Here is a 21,738-nt window from a genome sequence, read left to right as displayed (position 1 = left end):
AGTCGTTGTGAAGATTGCTATTGGCACGATGCCTTTCGGAAAAGGATGGAGATCAATTCTGCGCTTTTCCAGACCAAGCAGGTGACACAAGATTTTGGGAGCTTCGGGACGTGGATGAGCCTCAGATCAGGCTACAAATATGCTGCACTCCGATTAAATCGCTATGCCTGCTTCTTGCAGGAAATTGAGCGTCAATGGAGGTGCGTCCCGGAGGCAGACAGTCTGGTGCGCTCTTTTGGTCCTGAATACATGAGACGCCACCGACTTTTCACTCAGTGGCTTGGCGAAGTTCATTCGTTGACTGTCAGTACTGAAGCGTTTAGGCATGCAGCCGAGAGTCGGCAAATTCAAAACTTGATGGACCAACTACCCGCAAACTCCTCTTATCGTCAGCTCGCAGAGGACTACCTTCGTGTTCTAGAGCAACGTCATGCCGCAGGCAGAACCAGCCTCCGTTCTGTCAGGCTTGCGTTAACACCCGCGATCGCTCTGCTCAAAGCTGCCGGACATTCAATCCTGGGCCAAAGGCACCTTAATCGTTATCTAGAGGCCAAACCGGGGCAACGAGCGGCTATAGCTGGGTTCATCCACTATCTCCACAAAAAGCGTGGCTATGGCATGAATATGCCGCCTAAAGCATCTTTGCAAAAGCAACGCAGAAACATCGAGGAAAAGCTACTGGTCATCATGACAGAACTCCCTTCAGGCAAATCAACGCTCTCAGATTGGGTCCGCTTAGGACTGATGTATTTCCACAACGTTCCCGCCCAGAGTGCACGAAGGATGGCGGCAGCATCTACTGAAACTCATTCACGTCAGGGCATAACGGTTAATATAGGAGACAAAGCGTATTGGCTTCCAGCATATCCAATCACAATCAAGGAAACGCGCAAAGAATGACGAGTGACCCCTTGAACAAACTTCGGGGTATAACTCTGGCATGGAACTAATATTAGGAGACTCTATGGAGCCGGTGTACTCTGGGGTTCTAGGGATTTTCCGTCCAAAAACGACAAAGTGCTCTGGAAGCCCCGCCATCTATGGCCTCTAGAGGGGTATTACTTTTTCCATATCCCTATTTTGGCTCTGATTGGGTAAGATTTGGCCTTTTTAGGCTAAATCCATGGCATTCGATGAACGTGTTCAAATCTTGTCCGAGGCGGAACAAGAACAGTTTTATGGACCTCCCGCTTTCACCTCAGCAGACCAACGCTTCTTTTTCTCGCTGAACGATAAGGAACTGGCTATCGCTACAAGCCTACGTCACCGGGGTCAGCGCTACATGCTGGTTGTACTGCTGGGCTATTTCAAGGCCAAGCCGGCGGTGCTTCATCCCGGTTTCCACCAGATCAAGCAGGATCTCAAATACGTTTATCAAACCATTCTACCAGGGCCGGGCTGTAGACCCTTTAATCTCACGCCAAAAGAGAACGAACGGATTTACCAACGTATTTTCCAACTCTGCAACTACCAGCGCTGGAATGCCAAAGACCACGGAGCTGCGTTGAGCGCCTACTTATCCCAGCAAGCCAGAGCCTGGACGGCTCCAAGACACCTCTTCGATGCGGCCATTGAGTATTGTTCGAGACAGAAGATAGCGATCCCTGCCTACAGCACGCTGCAAAAGATCATCAGTCAAGTGGTGGGAGATGAACAGGAAGACATGGCCAACCGCCTTGAGCGTGCAATGTCACAAGATCTTAAGCATGCACTGGCGGATCTCGTAAACGGCGAAGGTGCACTACCGTTCCGGCAGTTGCGACAATCGGCTCGTAACTTCACTGGAACCGAACTTGAGAAAGAGCTGGTTGTCTATCGCAACATCCAGCATTGGATGTCAGAAGTGGACCTGCTCTTGAGCCTGCTTTCACTGTCGCAGAAAAATCAACAACACCTGGCGGAGAAAGTCGACTACTACGGCGCCAAACTGAAACGGCAAACCATAAGCAACCAACGGCTGTATTTGTTGTGCTATTTGCAAACGCGATGGCAACAAGCACTCGAACGTATTGCCGATGGTTTTGTGCATCATGTCAGGCAGACCAAACAGAAGGCAAAGGAGTACGCAAAAGAAGCGGTGTATCAGGATTGGCAAAAAGCGGCCAAAAATGTCAGCAAGGCGGCCGAAGTGCTCCATCTATTCATTGATGACGAAATTGATCTGCAACTACCGTTTGCAACAGTAAGACAAAAAGCACTGAACCTCCTGGCCAAAAAGGATCTGGAATCGGTATGTCTCTTCTTGAACGAGCAGCGGCGATCAGTCGATGAAGCCATGTGGCAATACTACGACGAGAAAGAAAGCCTGCGTAAAGGTTTACTGCGAGAGTTATTTCGATGTCTGCGCTTTGAAGGCAGCGATGGCACTCAGCACTTAGCGACTGCCTTGGCGAAAGCACAAGGCGAAATCGACACCCTGGCCCAATTGCAAACCGCCGATACCCGGTTTCTACCGAAAAAAGTACACGAATACCTGCTGGATCGTGACGGTAACATCCTGTTAGATCGTTATGAGTGGTTCCTCTATCAGCAGATTCCTGATCGCCTGAATGGCCAACTAACACTGCCTGAAGTCATTAAATACCGGGCGCTTGATGCTGATCTGATCGACGGGGAGCATTGGCGAAAACATAAATATACGCTGCTGCAACAGAGCCAGCTAACCGATTTGGCCAAAGAGCCTGAGAAACTGATAAAGCAGATGGCCACTGAATTGGATACCCGTTTATTCGAGGTCGGTGAATATCTTGAACAGGAAGACAACCGGAATATCATCTTGCGCAATCCGCAGGGTAAACACTTCTGGCGCTTACCTTCGGCCAGCAAACATCATCTGGTCAACAATCCCTTCTTCCAGCAAATCCCTACAACGGGTGTCGCGGATGTACTGCGCATGGTGGATCGTGACACCGGCTTCATAGACTGCTTCGCGCATGTGCTGGGTTCCCAATCCAGAAGCCGTTCCCATGAATATGATCTGTTGGCAATTCTGGTCGGCAATGCAACCAATCAAGGCATTTACGGTATGGCACAGATCTCTGATCGTACCTATGATCAGCTCAGCACCATCCAGGCAAACTACCTACGTTTGGAAACCTTGAATGATGCCAACGACAACATCAATAACGCGACCGCCAAGCTGCCCATCTTCAGGCACTACAACATCCAGGAGGATGTTTTACACGCAAGTGCCGACGGCCAAAAGTTCGGAGCCCGGCGCGAGACGTTCAAAACCCGTTACTCGTCGAAATACTTCGGTACACAAAAAGGCGTTTCTGCTATGAGCCTAATCGCCAATCATACGGCCATTAATGCCAGGGTAATTGGTGCCAACGAGCATGAATCTCACTACATCTTTGATTTGTTGATGAGCAATACGTCAGACATTATTCCGGATGTGCTCTCAACCGACACCCATGGTGTGAACCATGTGAATTTCGCGTTGCTCGATCTGTTCGGATACCAGTTTGCCCCGCGCTATGCCCAGGTCGGTAAAGTGATCAATGACATGTTTGATGTCAAGGAAGACAAAGACCATAGAATACAGCTACGCTTGAAAAAGCCCATTAACACGCATCGAATTGCGCAGCACTGGGATACCATCCAACGGATCGCAGTATCGCTTAAACAACGGAAAACAACACAAGCCACCTTGGTGAGAAAGCTCTCGGGATACAAGCACAATCACCCGTTGCTGGAAGCCCTGACTGAATACAACCGCCTGGTGAAAGCGAATTATCTACTGTGCTACATCGATGATGCCAGTTTAAGAAACTATGTTCAGCGCGCGCTGAATCGTGGAGAGGCCTATCACCAACTGCGTAGGGCAGTGAGCAGCGTAAATGGGGATCAGTTCCGGGGCAGTTCAGACGAAGAAATCCAGCTATGGAATGAGTGCGCTCGTCTAGTCACCAATGCCATCATCTATTTCAACTCCAGGATACTCAGTCAGCTGCTGACCAGCTTCGAATACCATGGAGACGCCCATAGAATAGGAATCGTCAAACAGGCCTCCCCTGTGGCTTGGCACAACATTAACCTCAAGGGGACTTACCATTTCGAATTGAGCGAAAAATTGCCAGAACTGGAGGAGCTTATGCGCTCAATCGAGGGATATTTACCTGTCAGGGAAAAGTAATACCCCTCTGGAGGCCACGGCCAGAGAGGCCTCCAGAGCACTTTGTCGTTTTTGGACGGAAAATCCCTAGAACCCCACTCTGGTCGGCTACTGCGAACGAGGCGATCTGCAGATCAGCAACGTACTGGCTGAAAACGCCATCCGCCCGTTCGCTCTGGGAAGAAAAGCCTGGCTGTTCGCGGACACCTCACGGGGCGCTCGCGCCAGTGCAACGAGCTATTCCCTGGTTGAAACCGCTAAGGCAAACAGCCTGGAGCCCTCGAAGTATATCCAGCATGTGCTGGATCGCATTGCCGAGGCAGATACACTGGAAAAGCTAGAAGCGCTGCTGCCGTGGAATGTGGACTTGGAGCAGGCTTCAAAAAAAGTATCGCAGATCGACTGAGAGCAAGTGGGTCGGTTTAACGGCGCTTACATTGATACTGTAGAGAGCAAGGCTGAGTTGGCCAAATCGTTTGGGGCAACGGATTTCGTCAAAGCAGGAGCAAATGTTAACGCCGAGATTCTAGCAATAACAGAAGGCCATGGAGCAGATTATGTGTTCGAAGCTGTTGGCAGCACAAAACTGCAAGAAGCTTGCGTTGAGCTAGTGCGACCTGGTGGGATGCTGATATTAGTCGGCCTGCCTGGCAATAATGAAACGATGGCGCTTCCGAGTGCATCTGTTATCCGAGATAAGAAGGTTATTACGGGATCGATTTTCGGTTCCGCTCAAACAGATCGTGATTTCAACTTATATGGCGATTTATTTCTAAAGGGAAAATTACCCATAGATCAGCTTGTTTCGAAAAAGTACTCGCTTGACCAAATCAATGAAGCTTGCGACGCAATGCTCACTGGAGAGGTTGGTCGTGGAGTGATCGTTTTCGACGACCAACTAAGCTGACACGAGCATGGGGGCAGAGCAATGATCAAGCCCCCTTCCTCTGGGTCTCAGCAGAGCATAACAATACCTACAAATAGTTGATTTACGGACATATTGTCCTAATAGCTGCGTTTAAGCAGCTGACCTGCCAGCTTTTGCTGACACCGATGCCGGCGGGGAGACGTGAAAAACACAATCGCCCCGCCAAGCCGTGCTACCCGACTAGGTTTGGTAGCCACAAGGTGAATTCTGGAACTAGAACTAAAAAAGCGAGCACAAAGAGATCCACTACTACGAACCAAGCCACTCCTTTAAAAATAGTAGTAAGATTCACTCTGTCTCCCAAAGCGCCCTTAATGATGTAAACATTAAGCCCGACCGGAGGTGTCAACAAACCTATCTCAAGAAGTTTAACCAGGATAATGCCAAACCAAATAAGGTCAAGGTTAGCCTCGTGCGCCATTGGCAGAATTATTGGCATGGTTAAAAGTAATATTCCAATACTGTCCAGAAAGCAACCTAACAATAAGAACAGCAAAGAAATTGCAAGGACTACCATCAGCGGCGAGGAACCAAATTGGACGAAGACATCAGCCAAGAAGGAAGGCACTCCTGATAGCGCCATAAACCTGGCCAATAATGCGGTCCCGATCACAACCATAAAAATGCTGGCCGTACTAATAAGTGCTTGGCGAATACCCTTTGAAAGTACCTGCCAGTTCAGTCTGCGTCTCAACCCCGCGATAATTATAGTCAGAGCAGCGCCAATCGCTCCAGCCTCGGTTGGCGTGAACGCCCCTAGAAAAATACCAAGTAAAACGCCCAAAATAATGACAGGCAGCGGCCAAGTCTCACGAATTGCCTCGACTATATCCGCTCTGGTGATCTGCTCTTCTATTTTCGGAGCCAAGGAAGGTTTGAGCATTACTCGCACAATGATCATAGCGCTGAATGCGACGGCTGTGAGGATGCCAGGAAGGACACCCGCCGCGAAGAGTTTTGCGACAGAGACTTCCGCCAAATATCCATATAGCACCATCAGAATTGATGGTGGTATTAACGCCCCCAGTGTTCCAGCCGCAGCGATAACCCCTGTTGCGAGTCCCGGGTCATAGCGATAGCGCAGCATCTCTGGAGTAGCAATTCGTGCGAAGGCAGACGACGTTGCGACAGACGAACCTGAAGCAGCTGCAAGAACTGCGCTGGCACCAACGCTTGAGACTGCGAGACCTCCAGGCAGCCAGCTGAGTAACAGCCGCATTGCGCGGAAAAGGCCAGTCGAAAGGCCGGATTCTGATGCGATGAAACCCATTAGCAAAAACATGGGGATGGCGGTGAGGTTCCAGTCCCCAACGAAGTTAAAGGGAATCGCCGTAATAATTCCCCACGCTGCACGAAAGTTCAGAAGAATGGCAATGCCGAGGAAGCTGACAAGACCCAGTGCTACACCTATCTGAACTCGTAGCAAAAGAAGCATCATACCAGCGCCGAGGCCAATGAAACCGATTGCGATATTGCTCACAGGAATTATCCTTATACTTGGCTGGGGCCGTCGTTGGACTCAGGTGGTCTTGCCTCGAAGTCTTTGTCAACAGCGGCGTTGAACGCGTGTCTAAGAGAAACGAGGAATATCCCGGCAAAACCTATCGGAAGAACGAACTTTGCCGGCCAGATGAGTACGTAGACATTCCCCATCATCATCTCCCCTTTTGCCATAGCCCTCATCGCATCGATCCAAGTCTGGTTAGCAAGTATCGCGAAGAACGCTGCGCTAACAAGGTATCCAAGAATTAGCGACGTGCGTTGCAGCCAGCTGGGCATGACTCGCCAAAGCAGGTCAACCTGGATGTTCTCGTGTTGCCACTCTACAAACGCGAGTGGCAAGAACACGACGAGCACCATATGATAAATGGAGACGATCTCGAGGTTGCCCGGAATGGGACTTCCCCAAAAACTGTCGGCCACGACATCCACGACCGTCTGTGTCATCATTAAAGTCAAGCTGACGCCCGCAATGAGCATAAGTGCTCTTGCGAGCATCAGTAACGCCCTGTCGACTATCTGTTTCATATTGCTTCTCTCCGAGATTCAGGCCCGCTAAAAGACAACTCAGAGTCCGTAGCTTGATACATCCAGTTTGTCGTAAACATTTGCCCGGAATATGTCTTTGATAGCATCAAGGTCATCCTTAGGTATATCTGCCAGTAGGCCTTCCCATTTTGAATAGGTGTCCTTGAAACGCTGGGCTAGGGCTGCAGGGTCTTCCACGCCAAGTCTTTTGCCTGTCTCGACTGTTAGTGCATCCATCTCATTCTTAACGAATTCAGAGAGACTTAGGGCAAGCTCTTCGGCTGGCTCGACAACAGACACTCCATGGTTAGGCGCTTCGGCCAACGCCTCCGCCGCGACTCTCATCTGGGCAAAAGTCGTTTCAACGACGCGTGATGGAATAGCCTGAATCATGACACGGCGGTGATCGTCACTTAGGTCTTGCCATGCGCTATCGGACATAGCATGCAACCAACCGGCAAAGTAAGGACCAAGCTCGAGAAGAGTTGTATGTTTTGCCACATCCCATAATGATCGGGCCTTCATATCATTCGCTGAATTCACAGCGCAATCCAACTGCCCCTTTTCAAGCCCGGAAAACATTTCGGAGGAAGGCACGTTAACAGGAACGGCACCCACACTCTGCGTCCAAGAGGCATGCATTGGACTCGGCATACGGATTTTTTTACCGCGAATATCATCGAGAGTTTTAACTTCAGCAGAACACATCAAGATGTACTGTGGTGTGGCGTAAGAGCCGAGAAATACGATGCCAAGACGATTAAACATCGCTTGCATATCCGAATCATTGAGATAGAAATCGGCTACCGCGAGCGTCGTGACCATGCTGTCGGGAAGGCTAATTGCCAGAGAGGCGACCGTATTGTCTTCCGGCAAGTCAGAAGGAGTATAGGTTCCTGCATGATATGTCATCTGCACGATTCCATCCTGAAGACCGGAGAGATGCGCGACCGGGGGCAGTAGCGCAGTCCCACTATAGACTTTTAAATTCAGGTCACCGCCACTGATTTCTCTCACGTCCTCAGCGAGTGCCATGTAACCGTCTGCATTCAGCGGGTGGGTGTCAGGAAACCAGACAGACGCCGTTATTTCCTCAGCGGCAACGGGGGCCGCTAAAGCGATAGCGGATGCAAAAAGCAGGGCTCTGTTGTTAGTCATTTTGTCTATCCCTATGTGATATCGGCTACTTGTCGCTCGTTGAGCATTTAAGCCACGTTGGTGTAAGAGTTTTATTGTTTTACTGTGAAGTTCAGAGATTCAGCATGTTAGCGACATGCCGTCCGTTCCTGGGTCAGCTCCGCCTTCGGGGCCATTCTTCGTCATCCGAATACCATGAACCCACGCCACGCCAAAACTCATGGGGCTGCGGATAATCTGATAGCCTTCCTTCTCCAATTCTGCCGTCACAAAGCGTGGGATGCGGTTCGTTACATCAATTGCATTGCTAGTGGCAGAAAAACGAGGCAGAGAAACAGCGTCAGACATCGAGTTACCAAACTCGAGAACATTCAGAATTGTCTGTAGAACACCCATGGATATTTGTGTCGCGCCCGGCGCGCCGACCACAATATAGGGGGATCCATCGCGGAAGATAATCGATGGACAGATCGAACTGAATCGCGCCTTGCCTGGAGCGATCGAGCCGGCAAGTCCCGGCCGCGGGTCGAACACGCCCATGCAGCCGTTGTAGAGAATACCGAGGCCGTCAGTCACTACCCCTGATGACATTCCGATGGAGTGGGTCATCGATACGCAATTTCCGTCGTGGTCGACGATCGAAACCTGGGTGGTGTCAGTACATTTCCCATCCGCTGAGAAACGCGGAACATCTGCTTTCTCTTTTGCCGCAATGCGTTCCGAGAGGGTTCGGGCATAATCTTTTGAAATCAGTTTTTCAACTGGCACATCAACAAACATTGGGTCGCCAATAAACCGATCCTTGTCGATGGTGGCGTACCTCATCGCTTCGCCAACAATCCGTATGTACTCTGGACTGTTATGCCCAAGAGCAGCCAAGTCGAAGTTCTCGAGAATGTTCAGCATTTCAAGGAGCATCGGTCCGCCACCCGGGGGGTGGTTTGTGGTCACTGTAAACCCTTTGTACGTCGAAGTGATCGGATCCAGAATGCGGGGCTCGTAGCTTGCGAGGTCTGCAGCTGTAATGAGTCCGCCATGTGCTTCCATGTCGGCGACGATTGATTCGGCGATCTCACCCGTATAGAAAGTGTCAGCGCCGTCTCTTGCGATGAGGCTCAAGGTCTGGGCGAGATCGGGGTTATAAACCATATCACCGACCTGCTTGGGCGAACCGTCTTCACGGCAATAGAGAGCTTTGCTTGCAGGTGTGTAGGCGATTCGATCTCGGTTTGAAACTCTGCCCATTTCGCTGGGCATCGACCACCATTGATGAACGTGTGGGCGCACCGCCCACCCTTCGCGCGCCCAGCGGATTGCTGGTTCAACGAGGTCAGCCCAAGGCAGTTTTCCATGGCGCTCATGAGCGACTGCATAGGCTTTCAAGGCTGCGGGAACGCAGATCGATTGGTAGCCAACATCGTTAACATTCCCCTTGAGGATGAAGCCATAGCCGTCACGTGCTTCACCTATAATCAGGTCTTCCCACATATCGGGCGTCGCAGCTTCCGGCGCAGGCGCATGAAAATCTATGTACTCATGGACGCCAGTATCGGCGCGATAGATCGCCATGCTTCCGAAACCCGTGATTCCGCACATCAGTGGGTCAACAACACCTTGGACAAACGCAGTAGCGATCGCGGCATCGACTGCATTACCGCCTGCGCGCAGTACTTCTATGCCAGCTTCAACTGCTTCAGGTTGTGGCGCGACCACCATCGCCTTGTTGTTCTTATCAGTCATTTAGGGACTCTCCGTTTAATCAATTTGCTTGAAGCCATTAGCTTTTTAAAACCAGTTTTAGTTGAATCGGGGAGCTTGTTCAGTATTGGGACGTAATTTCCACTAAGATTCGCCCCACTTCCTGGATTCTTTCAGGCGGATATTTCTGTGCTATGTCGCCGACACTGATCGCCCCGATAAGGTCTCCAGCTGAGTCGTAAACGGGGACGCCAACGGCTACGAAATACTGAAAAAGATCACCATTGCCCACGGTGTAGCGTTGTTCTCTGAACTCAGCAATTAACTCACGGAGTTTCTCGGGATTAGTTGTGGTGGAACTTGTTCGCTTTTCGAGGGGCCTGGAAAGATAGTCTTCGATGACCGCGTCGGAAGAGAAGGCGAGGAGCGCTAGAGGCGCTCCACCACAGTGCAGAGGAACCTCCATGCCAGCTTCGGCCGCAAGCACGCGAAGGCGGGATGAACCTTCGCGGCGGCTCATAACCAAAGCTTGGTTACCCTTCCGAACCATGTGTATGGCAGCGTCACCGGTCCGCTCAACGACCTCCCTCATGATCAAGTCGATTCGAGTGAAATGTGGATTGTTGACAACACCTTTCTGTACTTGATGCAGCGCCATCGGGCTTACGGTGTAGAGGCCACTTTTATTATTGCGCTCTACAAATCCACAGTGTTCCAAAGTTGCAGCCATTCGAAGAGTGACCGTCCGTGGATATCCCGTCGCTTGAACAAGACTTGCCAGATTGCACGGCTCCCCGGCCTCGCACAGTACTTTGAAAACTTCGAACGCCTTCTCGGCAGAGAGGCTTATGTCAGTTCGCATAACGTCGTCTCGTGAGTGTCCGTTTATCGGACTGTATGTCCTAATAATAGTTTTGCAAAGAACACCCATCATCGTCAAGCGAATTGTTTTGCGATTCGGCCGGGGCTGAACCTACGCACACAGCCATCGTGTACTCTGCTTGATATCTCACAACCTCTGTTCAGCGGTTCGGAGCAAGGAAAAGCTTCGTCAGCGGTGACAGACGGTGCACGTTCCGAGCAATGCATTCCTGTGTATCGATACAAGGGTAAGTTGTGCAAGGCGGGTGTTTTTTGGAATGGTAGGTGGCGTAAAGGCTGACTAAAAGGATAACAAGACCCAGATCAATGGCTTCCACCTTCCGGGCAGTGCTGTAGTGGTTCACTGATTCCGGACACCAACGTAGGTGGTAATATCGCCACCATAAACGAGGTGTCTGATGACCAGAAAGCGACGTTCTTTTTCTCCTGAGTTCAAACAGGAAGCGGCCAGCTTGGTGCTGGACCAAGGTTACACGATTCCCCAGGCGAGCGTGTCCTTGGGAATTGGTGAAAGCGCTATCCGGCGCTGGGTTAACCAACTGACCGAGGAGCGTGGCGGTGTCACCCCGAAGGGCAAGGCCTTAACCCCGGAGCAGCGCCGTATTCAGGAGCTGGAAGCCCGCTGCAAACGCCTTGAACAGGAGAAAGACATACTAAAAAAGACCACCGCTCTCTTGATGTCGGACGACATGAATCGTACGCGCTGATAGACCAGTTGAGTGAGCGAATGCCTGTTGAAATGGTCTGCAATGCGTTTGATATCAGCCGCTCCAGCTATTATGAGTACCGCCATCGGCGGAACCACGTTGATGTGGAGCGTATGGCCCTGAGGGCTCAGGTAAACCGCCTGTTTACCAAGAGCCGCAGTTCCGCCGGCAGCCGGACAATCAAAGGCTTGCTCAGCGAGGAAGGCGCTGTCGTCGGTCGCTTCAAGGTTCGACGCCTTATGAGCGAGCTGGGGCTGATCTGTAAGCAGCCAGGTCCTCACGCTTACAAGCAGGCCACCGTTGAACGGCCGGATATCCCGAACCACCTGGATCGTGAGTTTGCAGTAGAGCGGCCCGACCAGGTCTGGTGTGGCGACATCACTTACAGTGTGCCTGGAGTTCAGGGCGAGCATGGAAGCTCAAATGAACCACGAGTCTATCTGGAATATTGCCCCGACAATTCAGGAGGAAATAACGGATCAATCCCACCTACTGTGAAGGTGGTGAGCCTGAGCGGCAGTGACCTGCGGTATGCCCGCAGGGTGATGTAACCCGCTGACAACGGGGGTTGAGGCGAGGTCACTAAGCCAAGATGATCCCCCAAGGCTGAGTGTTGAAAGGCTGAAGAACATGAACCCATTCATCCGCCTCTGCGGGTTGAAATGTCACCACGGCTTACGTGACCTGATAAGCCGTACAGGAAGGTGAGGCAGTTTGATACGTAAGCGCTGCCGAGCGAAGAAGCCTGAATTAGTAGCTAGGGCTTCGGGACAGCAGTATCCATCACAGATCGGACTGCTGCTTCCTGTCGACTTGCGGCAAGCAAGGATAAAGAGTGCGATGGGCAGCCTCCTCAGCACGCTGGAGTCCAGATAGGTAAACCGGGGAAGGTCAATATCGGATGCCAAGGGGCATGACCCCGAAGCCGAATTGACTGGCGGAGCTCCCGTAGTAGTCCGCGATGGGGAAAGCCCATTACATGGCGAAGGGGAGCAGTTTAAATGTGTTTGCCTAGCAAACTACCTGACCAAACAAGGTGAAGACCTTTGATAATCAGCGAAATGCAACGCAAGCTAGCGACTTGGACAACGGCCGACCCCACCCGCCGGGTGGACCGGTTGTTGCGTCTGATAGCACAGCCTGACTGGCTCGCAGAGGCGGCTCGGTTCACCCTATCTTCCAAAGGGGCAAACACGCCCGGGATAGACGGGGAGATCAAGCTGACTGTGCAGGCTAGGCTACCGGCTATTCTCAAACAAATCAGGAGCGATTTACTCTCCGGTGTTTATAGCCCGTTACCGGCTCGAAGGGTTTATATCCCGAAGGCCAATGGCAAGCAACGGCCACTGGGTATCCCCACCCTGCGCGACCGCATCGTTCAACGGGCCATGTTAATGGCGATGGAGCCCGTGTGGGAAAGTGACTTCCATGCACTCTCCTATGGGTTCCGACCGGAACGAAGTGTTCACCACGCCATCCGCACAGTGAAATTGCAACTGACGGATAATAACGAAACGCGTGGACGCTGGGTCATCGAAGGGGATCTGTCCAGCTACTTCGATACCGTGCATTACCGGTTGCTGATGAAAGCTGTACGCCGCAGAATCAGGGACAGACGCTTCCTGAATCTTCTCTGGCGATTCATCAAAGCCGGCCACATTGATGCAGGCCTCTTCCGAGCGGCAAGCGAAGGCGTGCCTCAGGGCGGCGTTATATCACCGCTGCTGTCGAACATCATGTTGCATGAATTCGATCAGCACCTGAACTGGCGTTACCTTGGCAAGAAGGCCCGGAAAGATCGATGGTACTGGAACAACAGTATCCGGATTGGTCGAAGCTCTGCTATCCGAGAGAACCGGCAATGGAAGCCAGCTGTCGCCTACTGCCGCTATGCCGATGACTTCGTTGTTATCGTCAAGGGCGCCAAAGCTCAGGCAGAAGCGATCAGAGAAGAATGTCGGGAGATGCTGGAAGGAACTCTCAAGCTGACACTGAACATGGATAAAACCAAGATTACCCATGTAAACGACGGCTTCGTGTTCTTGGGCCATCGTATCATCCGCAAGCGAAGCCGCTATGGCGGCATGCGAGTGGTGACGACGATCCCCCGAGATAAAGCACGCAACTTTGCAGCATCCTTAACCGCCAAGCTGTCAGGCAATTATAGTGAAAGCAAAATCGACATGGTGGAATCCATCAACCGAAAGCTGAAAGGCTGGGCGGCGTTCTATCAGTTCGTCGACTATAAAGCGAAAGTCTTCAGCTATATCGATGGTGTCGTGTTCTGGAAACTGGCCCATTGGCTGGGCCGCAAATATCGCTCTCGGCTCAAACCACTGATGCGCCATTGGTTTAAGGCCCCAGCCTCGGGTCAAAGTAAGACTTGGGTGCTGTATGGCAAAACCAACCTAGGAGTCTGCGCGGCAGAAGCTACATTCTGGCACAATAGATCAAAATTCTTCAGCAACAGGATGACTGATGGGAACCACTTTCCGCCCGTATTCGCCTGGCCAGGAACTGCTTCTTCCCCCGAGCCTGAACGAGTGGCTGCCTGAGGGGCATCTGGCCTATTTTGTCAGTGATGTCGTCGAGGAGCTGGATTTAAGCGCGTTTTATGCCCGCTACGAAGGCAACGGCCGACGCAACTCGCCCTTCGATCCACGAATGATGCTGAAGGTTCTGATCTACGCCTACGCCACCGGCGTTTTCTCTTCACGCAAGATCGCCCGGAAGCTGGAAGAAGACGTGGCCTTCCGGGTTCTGGCGGCAGGCAACTTCCCCAGGCATCGCACGATCTGTGATTTCCGCAAACACCATTTGGTTGCCTTCAAGGCCGTGTTTATTCAGGTGGTCCGGATTGCCCGGGAAGCGGAGCTGATCACGCTGGGAACACTGGCGATTGATGGCACCAAGGTTCGGGCTAATGCCAGCAAGCACAAGGCCATGAGCTATGGCCGCATGGGCGAGGAAGACGATCGTTTATCGAAAGAGATCGATGCACTTTGTCGTCAGGCGCGTCAGACAGACCAGTCGGAAGACCGACAGTTCGGCCCGGATAACCGGGGTGATGAACTGCCTGAAGAGCTTCAGTACCGGCAGGCGCGGCTGGACAAGATTCGTGCCGCCAAAGAGAAATTGGAAGCAGACCAGAAAGAGCGGGACAAGGCCCGGGGTCGGTCCCCGGACGATGATCGGCGCTCACCTCGCGGGGGCCCGAACTTCAAGCGGGATTATGGGGTTCCGGATGACAAGGATCAGAGCAATTTTACCGATCCGCAAAGCCGGATTATGAAAACGGCGGACGGGTTCCAGCAATGCTACAACGGCCAGTTGGCCGTGGATGGTGAATTCCAGCTGATTGTCGCCAACCACCTGGGCAATAATCCCAGTGACAATGGCTGTCTGATACCACTGCTGGATCAGGCAAAAGACACTCTGGAAACCTATCCGGATCAGTGTCTGGCTGACGCGGGTTACCGTAAAGAAGAAGATCTACAGACCCTGGAAGACAAAAGCATCGACGGCTATGTCTCGCTGCGTCGGGAGGGCAAGAAGAGTTCAGAGATAGACGCGAGCCGTTATCCGGCCAGCGCCCGGATGGCCGGGAAGCTGGCCACGGCAACCGGGCGATCGGTTTACGCTCAGCGCAAGCATCTGGTTGAGGCGGTCAACGGCTGGATCAAGCATGTTCTGGGCTTCCGACAGTTCAGTCTGCGGGGCCTTCACGCCGTGCAGGGTGAATGGGATCTGGTCTGTCTGTCGCTTAATCTCAGGCGGATGAGTTCACTGATGAGGCTGAAATAGAGGGTCCGAGGGATCCTTGGGCGTACTGAGTGATCGGACTACGATAACGCATTCGCTGATAACCGTCTTGACTGACTGAATAGAGAGAATCGAGACTCTATTCGGCTGGATATTGTGGATACGTTCTCGGGCCGAACTGTGATTCGACGCGGCGGGGTCACTTGCTCAAAATACTTCTGCCGCGCAGACCCCTAGGGCTGTTCAGTGGAGCCATCTTGTACCAACTCGTCGGTCACGGGAAGAAGCGATTCCGGTGGCGTCTTCCGGAGGGTAATCCCTACCTGAGGACTGAACTTAGAAACACGTGGACCTCTCGCTTTCCTGAAGTCGCGATGGCATTTGCCAACGTTTAAATGGAGAGCCGGATGCGCTGAAAGGTGCACGTCCGGTTCGGAGAGGAGAGGCAGGGAGATAGTTCGACTACGCCCTGCATCTTACTCTACTCTGGAGCGGCCAGCGATGGAGCTATCTGGCTGTAGTACTGGATCTGTACGCTCGCCGGGTCGTTGGCTGGGCGATGTCATCGAGTCCGGATGCGAACCTGGTTGTAAAAGCTCTGGACCACGCCTGGGAGCAGCGTGGTCAACCGCAGAAAGTCATGTTCCACTCGGATCAAGGAAGCCAGTATGCCAGCCGAAAGTTACGTCAACGACTCTGGCGCTATCGAATGACACAAAGCATGAGCCGGCGTGGTAATTGCTGGGACACGCGGTCGCCGAAAGCTTTTTTGCGAGTTTGAAAAAGGAGCGTGTGCAGTGGCGAAGCTACCAGACGCGCATCGAGTCACAGCGGGACATTCTGGATTACGTTGTGATGTTTTATAACAGTCGACGGCTGCACTCTACGCTGGGTTATATCAGTCCGATGGGTTACGAAGCAGCCGCTGTTGAACTGAGGAAAGCTGCTTAACTGGGTTGTCACAAAGTGCTTGACCACTCCAAACAACCTCCAGATCGAATAAATTCAGTATTACAACTTGTGGGGGCTTCGCCCGGTGAAACCGTTGCTTGGATCGGGCTCTGATAAGGGACGAATAGCGGCTTTTAAAAACGTAGGAGTGCCGCCTGGCAATACTGTGTGAGACACGTCGACCACCGTATCCGTCGGCCGATTTTTGGGATCATTCGTCAGTGTGCATGAAACAAAGAGTTTAGGCATGGCAGGCAACCATGATTAACGATGTTGGCATCTCAGAAAGACTCAGAAGTGGCGCTGCTTGTCCCTGTTCGGATGCGGCCAGCATGGGCAGAGAATTGTTCGCGCCCTTACGAAGTATTAAATCTGCACACAAAGGAAATTCCCTTGTGTGCAGATTAGTTTGGTTAAGCTATTTTGCGTGTGACTTGGGAGTTCACCAGTGAACAGGACGTTCGGAAATCTGTCAGATCCCGTAGCAGCTGGTCAGCCCAATCTACACCTTTGGTATCCGATTCAAGAATCGGAGTGGGTGGCATAAGAGTAATCGCTTTTATACCCACTTCTGCTAAACGCTCCGTGAGTGTGTTTGCGGCAATCTCGCCTGCCAGGTTTCGGTCTTTGTCAGCAAAAATTAACACCGTATTCACACCGTCAGGCGGCATAAACGACGTTAACATTGATGTCGATATGGTGGGCCATACCGGTATTTGTGTTGCCTCAGTCACCGCCAATGCAGTTTCTAAGCCTTCTGCAACACCAATAACACAGTCTACACCAATGCGAGAGAAGCGAATGTGCCTTCCCTTACTTTGTTTGTTGACGGCGGGCGTTAGTTTTCTCGGGGCATTCTTGCGACCAAGAAAATCAACTTTCATACCACTTTTCGTTAAGAATGTTCGGTGTATGGACACCGGCATTCCGTCGTTGTTGCGTACCAGGGCGAGCAGTGCTCCGTAGCGCCCCAAAATTTTACCGTTTGCTCCAATGTAGTTCAGAGCAGGATGAAATCTCAGGTCACTGGCGGCCATCGCTGCCTTTTTTACCCGTCTTCGATCGAAATAGATTCGAGCCGGGTACGCTTGCAGGTCACTCAAAGGCAGTGATTCTTTCCACACCTGGTTGAGCCAGACCCGTAGGTTCGTTTCATCGATGATTTTGGGCGGCGGTGTTCTTACCGATCCAACATCGACCGTTTTGTTGGCCAGAAAAGCTTCTAGCTCGTCGTAGGTTTTGGTGAAAGACCACTCATTCACCCACATCAGCATGTCAATTCCTTCCGGAATAACACGCAAACTTTGTTTAACACCACCACCGGTAATGTTGGCATCCTGGAAGAGCCGAAACCCATCCAGACCACCATCGACCGGGCAAGAAACATTCGTTCCCAGCTTGTTGATAGCGTGCTCAAGTGCCGGTGCCAGTATCAAAAAAGCACTGAGGGGTTCTAGGGATTTTCCGTCCAAAAACGACAAAGTGCTCTGGAAGCCCCGCCATCTATGGCCTCTAGAGGGGTATTACTTTTTCCATATCCCTATTTTGGCTCTGATTGGGTAAGATTTGGCCTTTTTAGGCTAAATCCATGGCATTCGATGAACGTGTTCAAATCTTGTCCGAGGCGGAACAAGAACAGTTTTATGGACCTCCCGCTTTCACCTCAGCAGACCAACGCTTCTTTTTCTCGCTGAACGATAAGGAACTGGCTATCGCTACAAGCCTACGTCACCGGGGTCAGCGCTACATGCTGGTTGTACTGCTGGGCTATTTCAAGGCCAAGCCGGCGGTGCTTCATCCCGGTTTCCACCAGATCAAGCAGGATCTCAAATACGTTTATCAAACCATTCTACCAGGGCCGGGCTGTAGACCCTTTAATCTCACGCCAAAAGAGAACGAACGGATTTACCAACGTATTTTCCAACTCTGCAACTACCAGCGCTGGAATGCCAAAGACCACGGAGCTGCGTTGAGCGCCTACTTATCCCAGCAAGCCAGAGCCTGGACGGCTCCAAGACACCTCTTCGATGCGGCCATTGAGTATTGTTCGAGACAGAAGATAGCGATCCCTGCCTACAGCACGCTGCAAAAGATCATCAGTCAAGTGGTGGGAGATGAACAGGAAGACATGGCCAACCGCCTTGAGCGTGCAATGTCACAAGATCTTAAGCATGCACTGGCGGATCTCGTAAACGGCGAAGGTGCACTACCGTTCCGGCAGTTGCGACAATCGGCTCGTAACTTCACTGGAACCGAACTTGAGAAAGAGCTGGTTGTCTATCGCAACATCCAGCATTGGATGTCAGAAGTGGACCTGCTCTTGAGCCTGCTTTCACTGTCGCAGAAAAATCAACAACACCTGGCGGAGAAAGTCGACTACTACGGCGCCAAACTGAAACGGCAAACCATAAGCAACCAACGGCTGTATTTGTTGTGCTATTTGCAAACGCGATGGCAACAAGCACTCGAACGTATTGCCGATGGTTTTGTGCATCATGTCAGGCAGACCAAACAGAAGGCAAAGGAGTACGCAAAAGAAGCGGTGTATCAGGATTGGCAAAAAGCGGCCAAAAATGTCAGCAAGGCGGCCGAAGTGCTCCATCTATTCATTGATGACGAAATTGATCTGCAACTACCGTTTGCAACAGTAAGACAAAAAGCACTGAACCTCCTGGCCAAAAAGGATCTGGAATCGGTATGTCTCTTCTTGAACGAGCAGCGGCGATCAGTCGATGAAGCCATGTGGCAATACTACGACGAGAAAGAAAGCCTGCGTAAAGGTTTACTGCGAGAGTTATTTCGATGTCTGCGCTTTGAAGGCAGCGATGGCACTCAGCACTTAGCGACTGCCTTGGCGAAAGCACAAGGCGAAATCGACACCCTGGCCCAATTGCAAACCGCCGATACCCGGTTTCTACCGAAAAAAGTACACGAATACCTGCTGGATCGTGACGGTAACATCCTGTTAGATCGTTATGAGTGGTTCCTCTATCAGCAGATTCCTGATCGCCTGAATGGCCAACTAACACTGCCTGAAGTCATTAAATACCGGGCGCTTGATGCTGATCTGATCGACGGGGAGCATTGGCGAAAACATAAATATACGCTGCTGCAACAGAGCCAGCTAACCGATTTGGCCAAAGAGCCTGAGAAACTGATAAAGCAGATGGCCACTGAATTGGATACCCGTTTATTCGAGGTCGGTGAATATCTTGAACAGGAAGACAACCGGAATATCATCTTGCGCAATCCGCAGGGTAAACACTTCTGGCGCTTACCTTCGGCCAGCAAACATCATCTGGTCAACAATCCCTTCTTCCAGCAAATCCCTACAACGGGTGTCGCGGATGTACTGCGCATGGTGGATCGTGACACCGGCTTCATAGACTGCTTCGCGCATGTGCTGGGTTCCCAATCCAGAAGCCGTTCCCATGAATATGATCTGTTGGCAATTCTGGTCGGCAATGCAACCAATCAAGGCATTTACGGTATGGCACAGATCTCTGATCGTACCTATGATCAGCTCAGCACCATCCAGGCAAACTACCTACGTTTGGAAACCTTGAATGATGCCAACGACAACATCAATAACGCGACCGCCAAGCTGCCCATCTTCAGGCACTACAACATCCAGGAGGATGTTTTACACGCAAGTGCCGACGGCCAAAAGTTCGGAGCCCGGCGCGAGACGTTCAAAACCCGTTACTCGTCGAAATACTTCGGTACACAAAAAGGCGTTTCTGCTATGAGCCTAATCGCCAATCATACGGCCATTAATGCCAGGGTAATTGGTGCCAACGAGCATGAATCTCACTACATCTTTGATTTGTTGATGAGCAATACGTCAGACATTATTCCGGATGTGCTCTCAACCGACACCCATGGTGTGAACCATGTGAATTTCGCGTTGCTCGATCTGTTCGGATACCAGTTTGCCCCGCGCTATGCCCAGGTCGGTAAAGTGATCAATGACATGTTTGATGTCAAGGAAGACAAAGACCATAGAATACAGCTACGCTTGAAAAAGCCCATTAACACGCATCGAATTGCGCAGCACTGGGATACCATCCAACGGATCGCAGTATCGCTTAAACAACGGAAAACAACACAAGCCACCTTGGTGAGAAAGCTCTCGGGATACAAGCACAATCACCCGTTGCTGGAAGCCCTGACTGAATACAACCGCCTGGTGAAAGCGAATTATCTACTGTGCTACATCGATGATGCCAGTTTAAGAAACTATGTTCAGCGCGCGCTGAATCGTGGAGAGGCCTATCACCAACTGCGTAGGGCAGTGAGCAGCGTAAATGGGGATCAGTTCCGGGGCAGTTCAGACGAAGAAATCCAGCTATGGAATGAGTGCGCTCGTCTAGTCACCAATGCCATCATCTATTTCAACTCCAGGATACTCAGTCAGCTGCTGACCAGCTTCGAATACCATGGAGACGCCCATAGAATAGGAATCGTCAAACAGGCCTCCCCTGTGGCTTGGCACAACATTAACCTCAAGGGGACTTACCATTTCGAATTGAGCGAAAAATTGCCAGAACTGGAGGAGCTTATGCGCTCAATCGAGGGATATTTACCTGTCAGGGAAAAGTAATACCCCTCTGGAGGCCACGGCCAGAGAGGCCTCCAGAGCACTTTGTCGTTTTTGGACGGAAAATCCCTAGAACCCCAAGTTCGTCCACAGCCCGCCGGCGGTCAGATTGTGCGATCCAACGACCACCAGGCCTTCTTCCTTTCCTAGAAATTGGTAGATCTTTGAGTGAAACGTCTGACTTTTCTCTGAGTGAACAACATTCAACGAATCGGTATGAAGCAGCAGAGCAGTAAGAGCCTCATAGGATGTCCCCCCAAGGTCAACACCGACATAGACATTTACTATACCGCCTCGCTCTCTAAAACTTTCGAGTGAATCTTTTATCCTGAGGACGCCACTGTTCTTTGCGAATGCGACTACGATGTTAAGAGTATGGTAATCTGGCACCTTAAGTAACTCAATCAGACGGCTCCCAAGCTGCCCGGTTAAGGGCTGGTTCATCAGCTCCATTCAGCATCCCTATAAATGTAGATAGTCAATAAAAGCCAAGCCCCGAATCGAGCCTGGAACCTGATGACAGAGCGCTGTTCACCATGAGCGGAGATTACCGACCTCAAAGCCGGCCTGCAACAACTAGAAGAATTCTCAATTAACCAACCATTCACCAGAAACAGATAGCAATAGAGAAACAATAGTATAGGCTATTGATAAAGATAGATTTTCCGGCTTTTTTCAGCCAAAAAAGAGCGCAGCTGGAGATTTACCCAACACCTAAAGAAGAGTAGTCATTTGTGCATACCTAGAGGAGCGCATAAACTTAGAGCTTTGAGCATGCCACACCCTAAAAATCTAGAATCCAAAAGTCCTGAACAAAGGTCGAGAGCAAAATAAATTGTCTTCACACACAATAATCAGCATCAAGCCAAGGCCACAGCTCAACCCCCGTCTCCCTCTTCAGGCCAACCAAATAATCGGTGCCCAAATT

General features: G+C 51.3%; 13 protein-coding genes and 5 pseudogenes. 10 read left to right on the top strand and 8 right to left on the bottom strand.

Translation table 11 applies throughout. The annotated features are described in order from the left end of the window. Positions 1–45: 45 nt before the first annotated feature. From OZ656_RS02860 to OZ656_RS02845, 4 genes and pseudogenes are all read left to right on the top strand, one after another. A complete protein-coding gene (locus OZ656_RS02860) occupies positions 46–900 on the top strand; it encodes a hypothetical protein (RefSeq protein ID WP_278350761.1) in 855 nt (284 codons plus the stop codon). A gap of 223 nt (positions 901–1,123) precedes the next feature. Continuing rightward, on the top strand, positions 1,124–4,138 hold the full coding sequence (locus tag OZ656_RS02855) for a Tn3 family transposase (RefSeq protein ID WP_008169784.1): 3,015 nt from the start codon (positions 1,124–1,126) through the stop codon (positions 4,136–4,138). Positions 4,139–4,211: 73 nt separating this feature from the next. After that, a pseudogene (locus OZ656_RS02850) lies at positions 4,212–4,523 on the top strand (transposase domain-containing protein); the annotation flags it as partial. A gap of 6 nt (positions 4,524–4,529) precedes the next feature. Next, a complete protein-coding gene (locus tag OZ656_RS02845; protein WP_379944936.1) occupies positions 4,530–5,024 on the top strand; it encodes a zinc-binding dehydrogenase in 495 nt (164 codons plus the stop codon). Positions 5,025–5,217: 193 nt separating this feature from the next. Here OZ656_RS02845 and OZ656_RS02840 read toward each other — a convergent pair whose 3' ends face one another. The 6 genes and pseudogenes from OZ656_RS02840 to OZ656_RS02815 all read right to left on the bottom strand — a co-directional run. Further along, positions 5,218–6,525: a TRAP transporter large permease gene (locus tag OZ656_RS02840; RefSeq protein WP_379944935.1), complete on the bottom strand. Its 1,308-nt coding sequence runs from the start codon at positions 6,523–6,525 to the stop codon at positions 5,218–5,220. An 11-nt stretch (positions 6,526–6,536) separates the two neighbouring features. Continuing rightward, positions 6,537–7,073, bottom strand: coding sequence for a TRAP transporter small permease (locus OZ656_RS02835; RefSeq protein ID WP_379944934.1), 537 nt, complete (start codon positions 7,071–7,073; stop codon positions 6,537–6,539). 39 nt (positions 7,074–7,112) lie between these two features. Continuing rightward, a complete protein-coding gene (locus tag OZ656_RS02830; protein WP_379944933.1) occupies positions 7,113–8,231 on the bottom strand; it encodes a C4-dicarboxylate TRAP transporter substrate-binding protein in 1,119 nt (372 codons plus the stop codon). A gap of 99 nt (positions 8,232–8,330) precedes the next feature. Continuing rightward, positions 8,331–9,950, bottom strand: a complete 1,620-nt coding sequence (gene ggt / locus OZ656_RS02825; protein WP_379944932.1) for a gamma-glutamyltransferase — start codon at positions 9,948–9,950, stop codon at positions 8,331–8,333. Between the two features lie 79 nt (positions 9,951–10,029). After that, positions 10,030–10,638, bottom strand: coding sequence for an IclR family transcriptional regulator (locus OZ656_RS02820; protein ID WP_379945196.1), 609 nt, complete (start codon positions 10,636–10,638; stop codon positions 10,030–10,032). An 18-nt stretch (positions 10,639–10,656) separates the two neighbouring features. After that, a pseudogene (locus OZ656_RS02815) lies at positions 10,657–10,770 on the bottom strand (hypothetical protein); the annotation flags it as partial. A 418-nt stretch (positions 10,771–11,188) separates the two neighbouring features. Between OZ656_RS02815 and OZ656_RS02810 the strand changes: the two are divergent. From OZ656_RS02810 to OZ656_RS02790, 5 genes and pseudogenes are all read left to right on the top strand, one after another. Next, positions 11,189–11,883 (top strand): annotated as a pseudogene (locus OZ656_RS02810) (IS3 family transposase); the annotation flags it as partial. Positions 11,884–12,543: 660 nt separating this feature from the next. After that, positions 12,544–14,052, top strand: a complete 1,509-nt coding sequence (ltrA, locus tag OZ656_RS02805) for a group II intron reverse transcriptase/maturase (protein ID WP_379944931.1) — start codon at positions 12,544–12,546, stop codon at positions 14,050–14,052. Continuing rightward, a complete protein-coding gene (locus OZ656_RS02800; RefSeq protein WP_053112091.1) occupies positions 13,976–15,301 on the top strand; it encodes an IS1182 family transposase in 1,326 nt (441 codons plus the stop codon). Before ltrA ends, OZ656_RS02800 begins: the two co-directional genes overlap by 77 nt. Positions 15,302–15,495: 194 nt before the next feature. After that, positions 15,496–15,654: pseudogene (locus OZ656_RS02795) on the top strand (group II intron reverse transcriptase/maturase); the annotation flags it as partial. 80 nt (positions 15,655–15,734) lie between these two features. After that, positions 15,735–16,141, top strand: a pseudogene (locus OZ656_RS02790) (IS3 family transposase); the annotation flags it as partial. 482 nt (positions 16,142–16,623) lie between these two features. Here OZ656_RS02790 and OZ656_RS02785 read toward each other — a convergent pair. After that, complete coding sequence (locus OZ656_RS02785) at positions 16,624–17,682, bottom strand: toprim domain-containing protein (protein WP_379944930.1); 1,059 nt, start codon at positions 17,680–17,682, stop codon at positions 16,624–16,626. A 116-nt stretch (positions 17,683–17,798) separates the two neighbouring features. On the opposite strand from OZ656_RS02785, the gene OZ656_RS02780 reads away from it, so the two are divergent. Further along, positions 17,799–20,813, top strand: coding sequence for a Tn3 family transposase (locus OZ656_RS02780; RefSeq protein ID WP_008169784.1), 3,015 nt, complete (start codon positions 17,799–17,801; stop codon positions 20,811–20,813). 66 nt (positions 20,814–20,879) lie between these two features. On the opposite strand, the gene OZ656_RS02775 is transcribed toward OZ656_RS02780, so the two are convergent. Continuing rightward, positions 20,880–21,263 carry a hypothetical protein gene (locus tag OZ656_RS02775; RefSeq protein ID WP_379944929.1) on the bottom strand — a complete coding sequence of 128 codons (384 nt, stop codon included), beginning with the start codon at positions 21,261–21,263 and terminating at the stop codon, positions 20,880–20,882. Positions 21,264–21,738: the final 475 nt, after the last annotated feature.

Source organism: Marinobacter sp. LM1 (assembly GCF_042763285.1).
GTDB classification, from domain to species: Bacteria; Pseudomonadota; Gammaproteobacteria; order Pseudomonadales; family Oleiphilaceae; genus Marinobacter; species Marinobacter nauticus.
This window is presented reverse-complemented; position numbering and strand designations above follow the sequence as displayed.

What these genes read in the sequence shown, in the direction of transcription:
- OZ656_RS02775 (WP_379944929.1), bottom strand. Translation starts at nt 21,263, where the DNA reads ATGGAGCTGATGAACCAGCCCTTAACCGGGCAGCTTGGGAGCCGTCTG.
- OZ656_RS02800 (WP_053112091.1), top strand. Translation starts at nt 13,976, where the DNA reads ATGGGAACCACTTTCCGCCCGTATTCGCCTGGCCAGGAACTGCTTCTT.
- OZ656_RS02780 (WP_008169784.1), top strand. Translation starts at nt 17,799, where the DNA reads ATGGCATTCGATGAACGTGTTCAAATCTTGTCCGAGGCGGAACAAGAA.
- OZ656_RS02835 (WP_379944934.1), bottom strand. Translation starts at nt 7,073, where the DNA reads ATGAAACAGATAGTCGACAGGGCGTTACTGATGCTCGCAAGAGCACTT.
- ggt (WP_379944932.1), bottom strand. Translation starts at nt 9,950, where the DNA reads ATGACTGATAAGAACAACAAGGCGATGGTGGTCGCGCCACAACCTGAA.
- OZ656_RS02820 (WP_379945196.1), bottom strand. Translation starts at nt 10,638, where the DNA reads ATGGCTGCAACTTTGGAACACTGTGGATTTGTAGAGCGCAATAATAAA.
- OZ656_RS02830 (WP_379944933.1), bottom strand. Translation starts at nt 8,231, where the DNA reads ATGACTAACAACAGAGCCCTGCTTTTTGCATCCGCTATCGCTTTAGCG.
- OZ656_RS02855 (WP_008169784.1), top strand. Translation starts at nt 1,124, where the DNA reads ATGGCATTCGATGAACGTGTTCAAATCTTGTCCGAGGCGGAACAAGAA.
- OZ656_RS02860 (WP_278350761.1), top strand. Translation starts at nt 46, where the DNA reads ATGGAGATCAATTCTGCGCTTTTCCAGACCAAGCAGGTGACACAAGAT.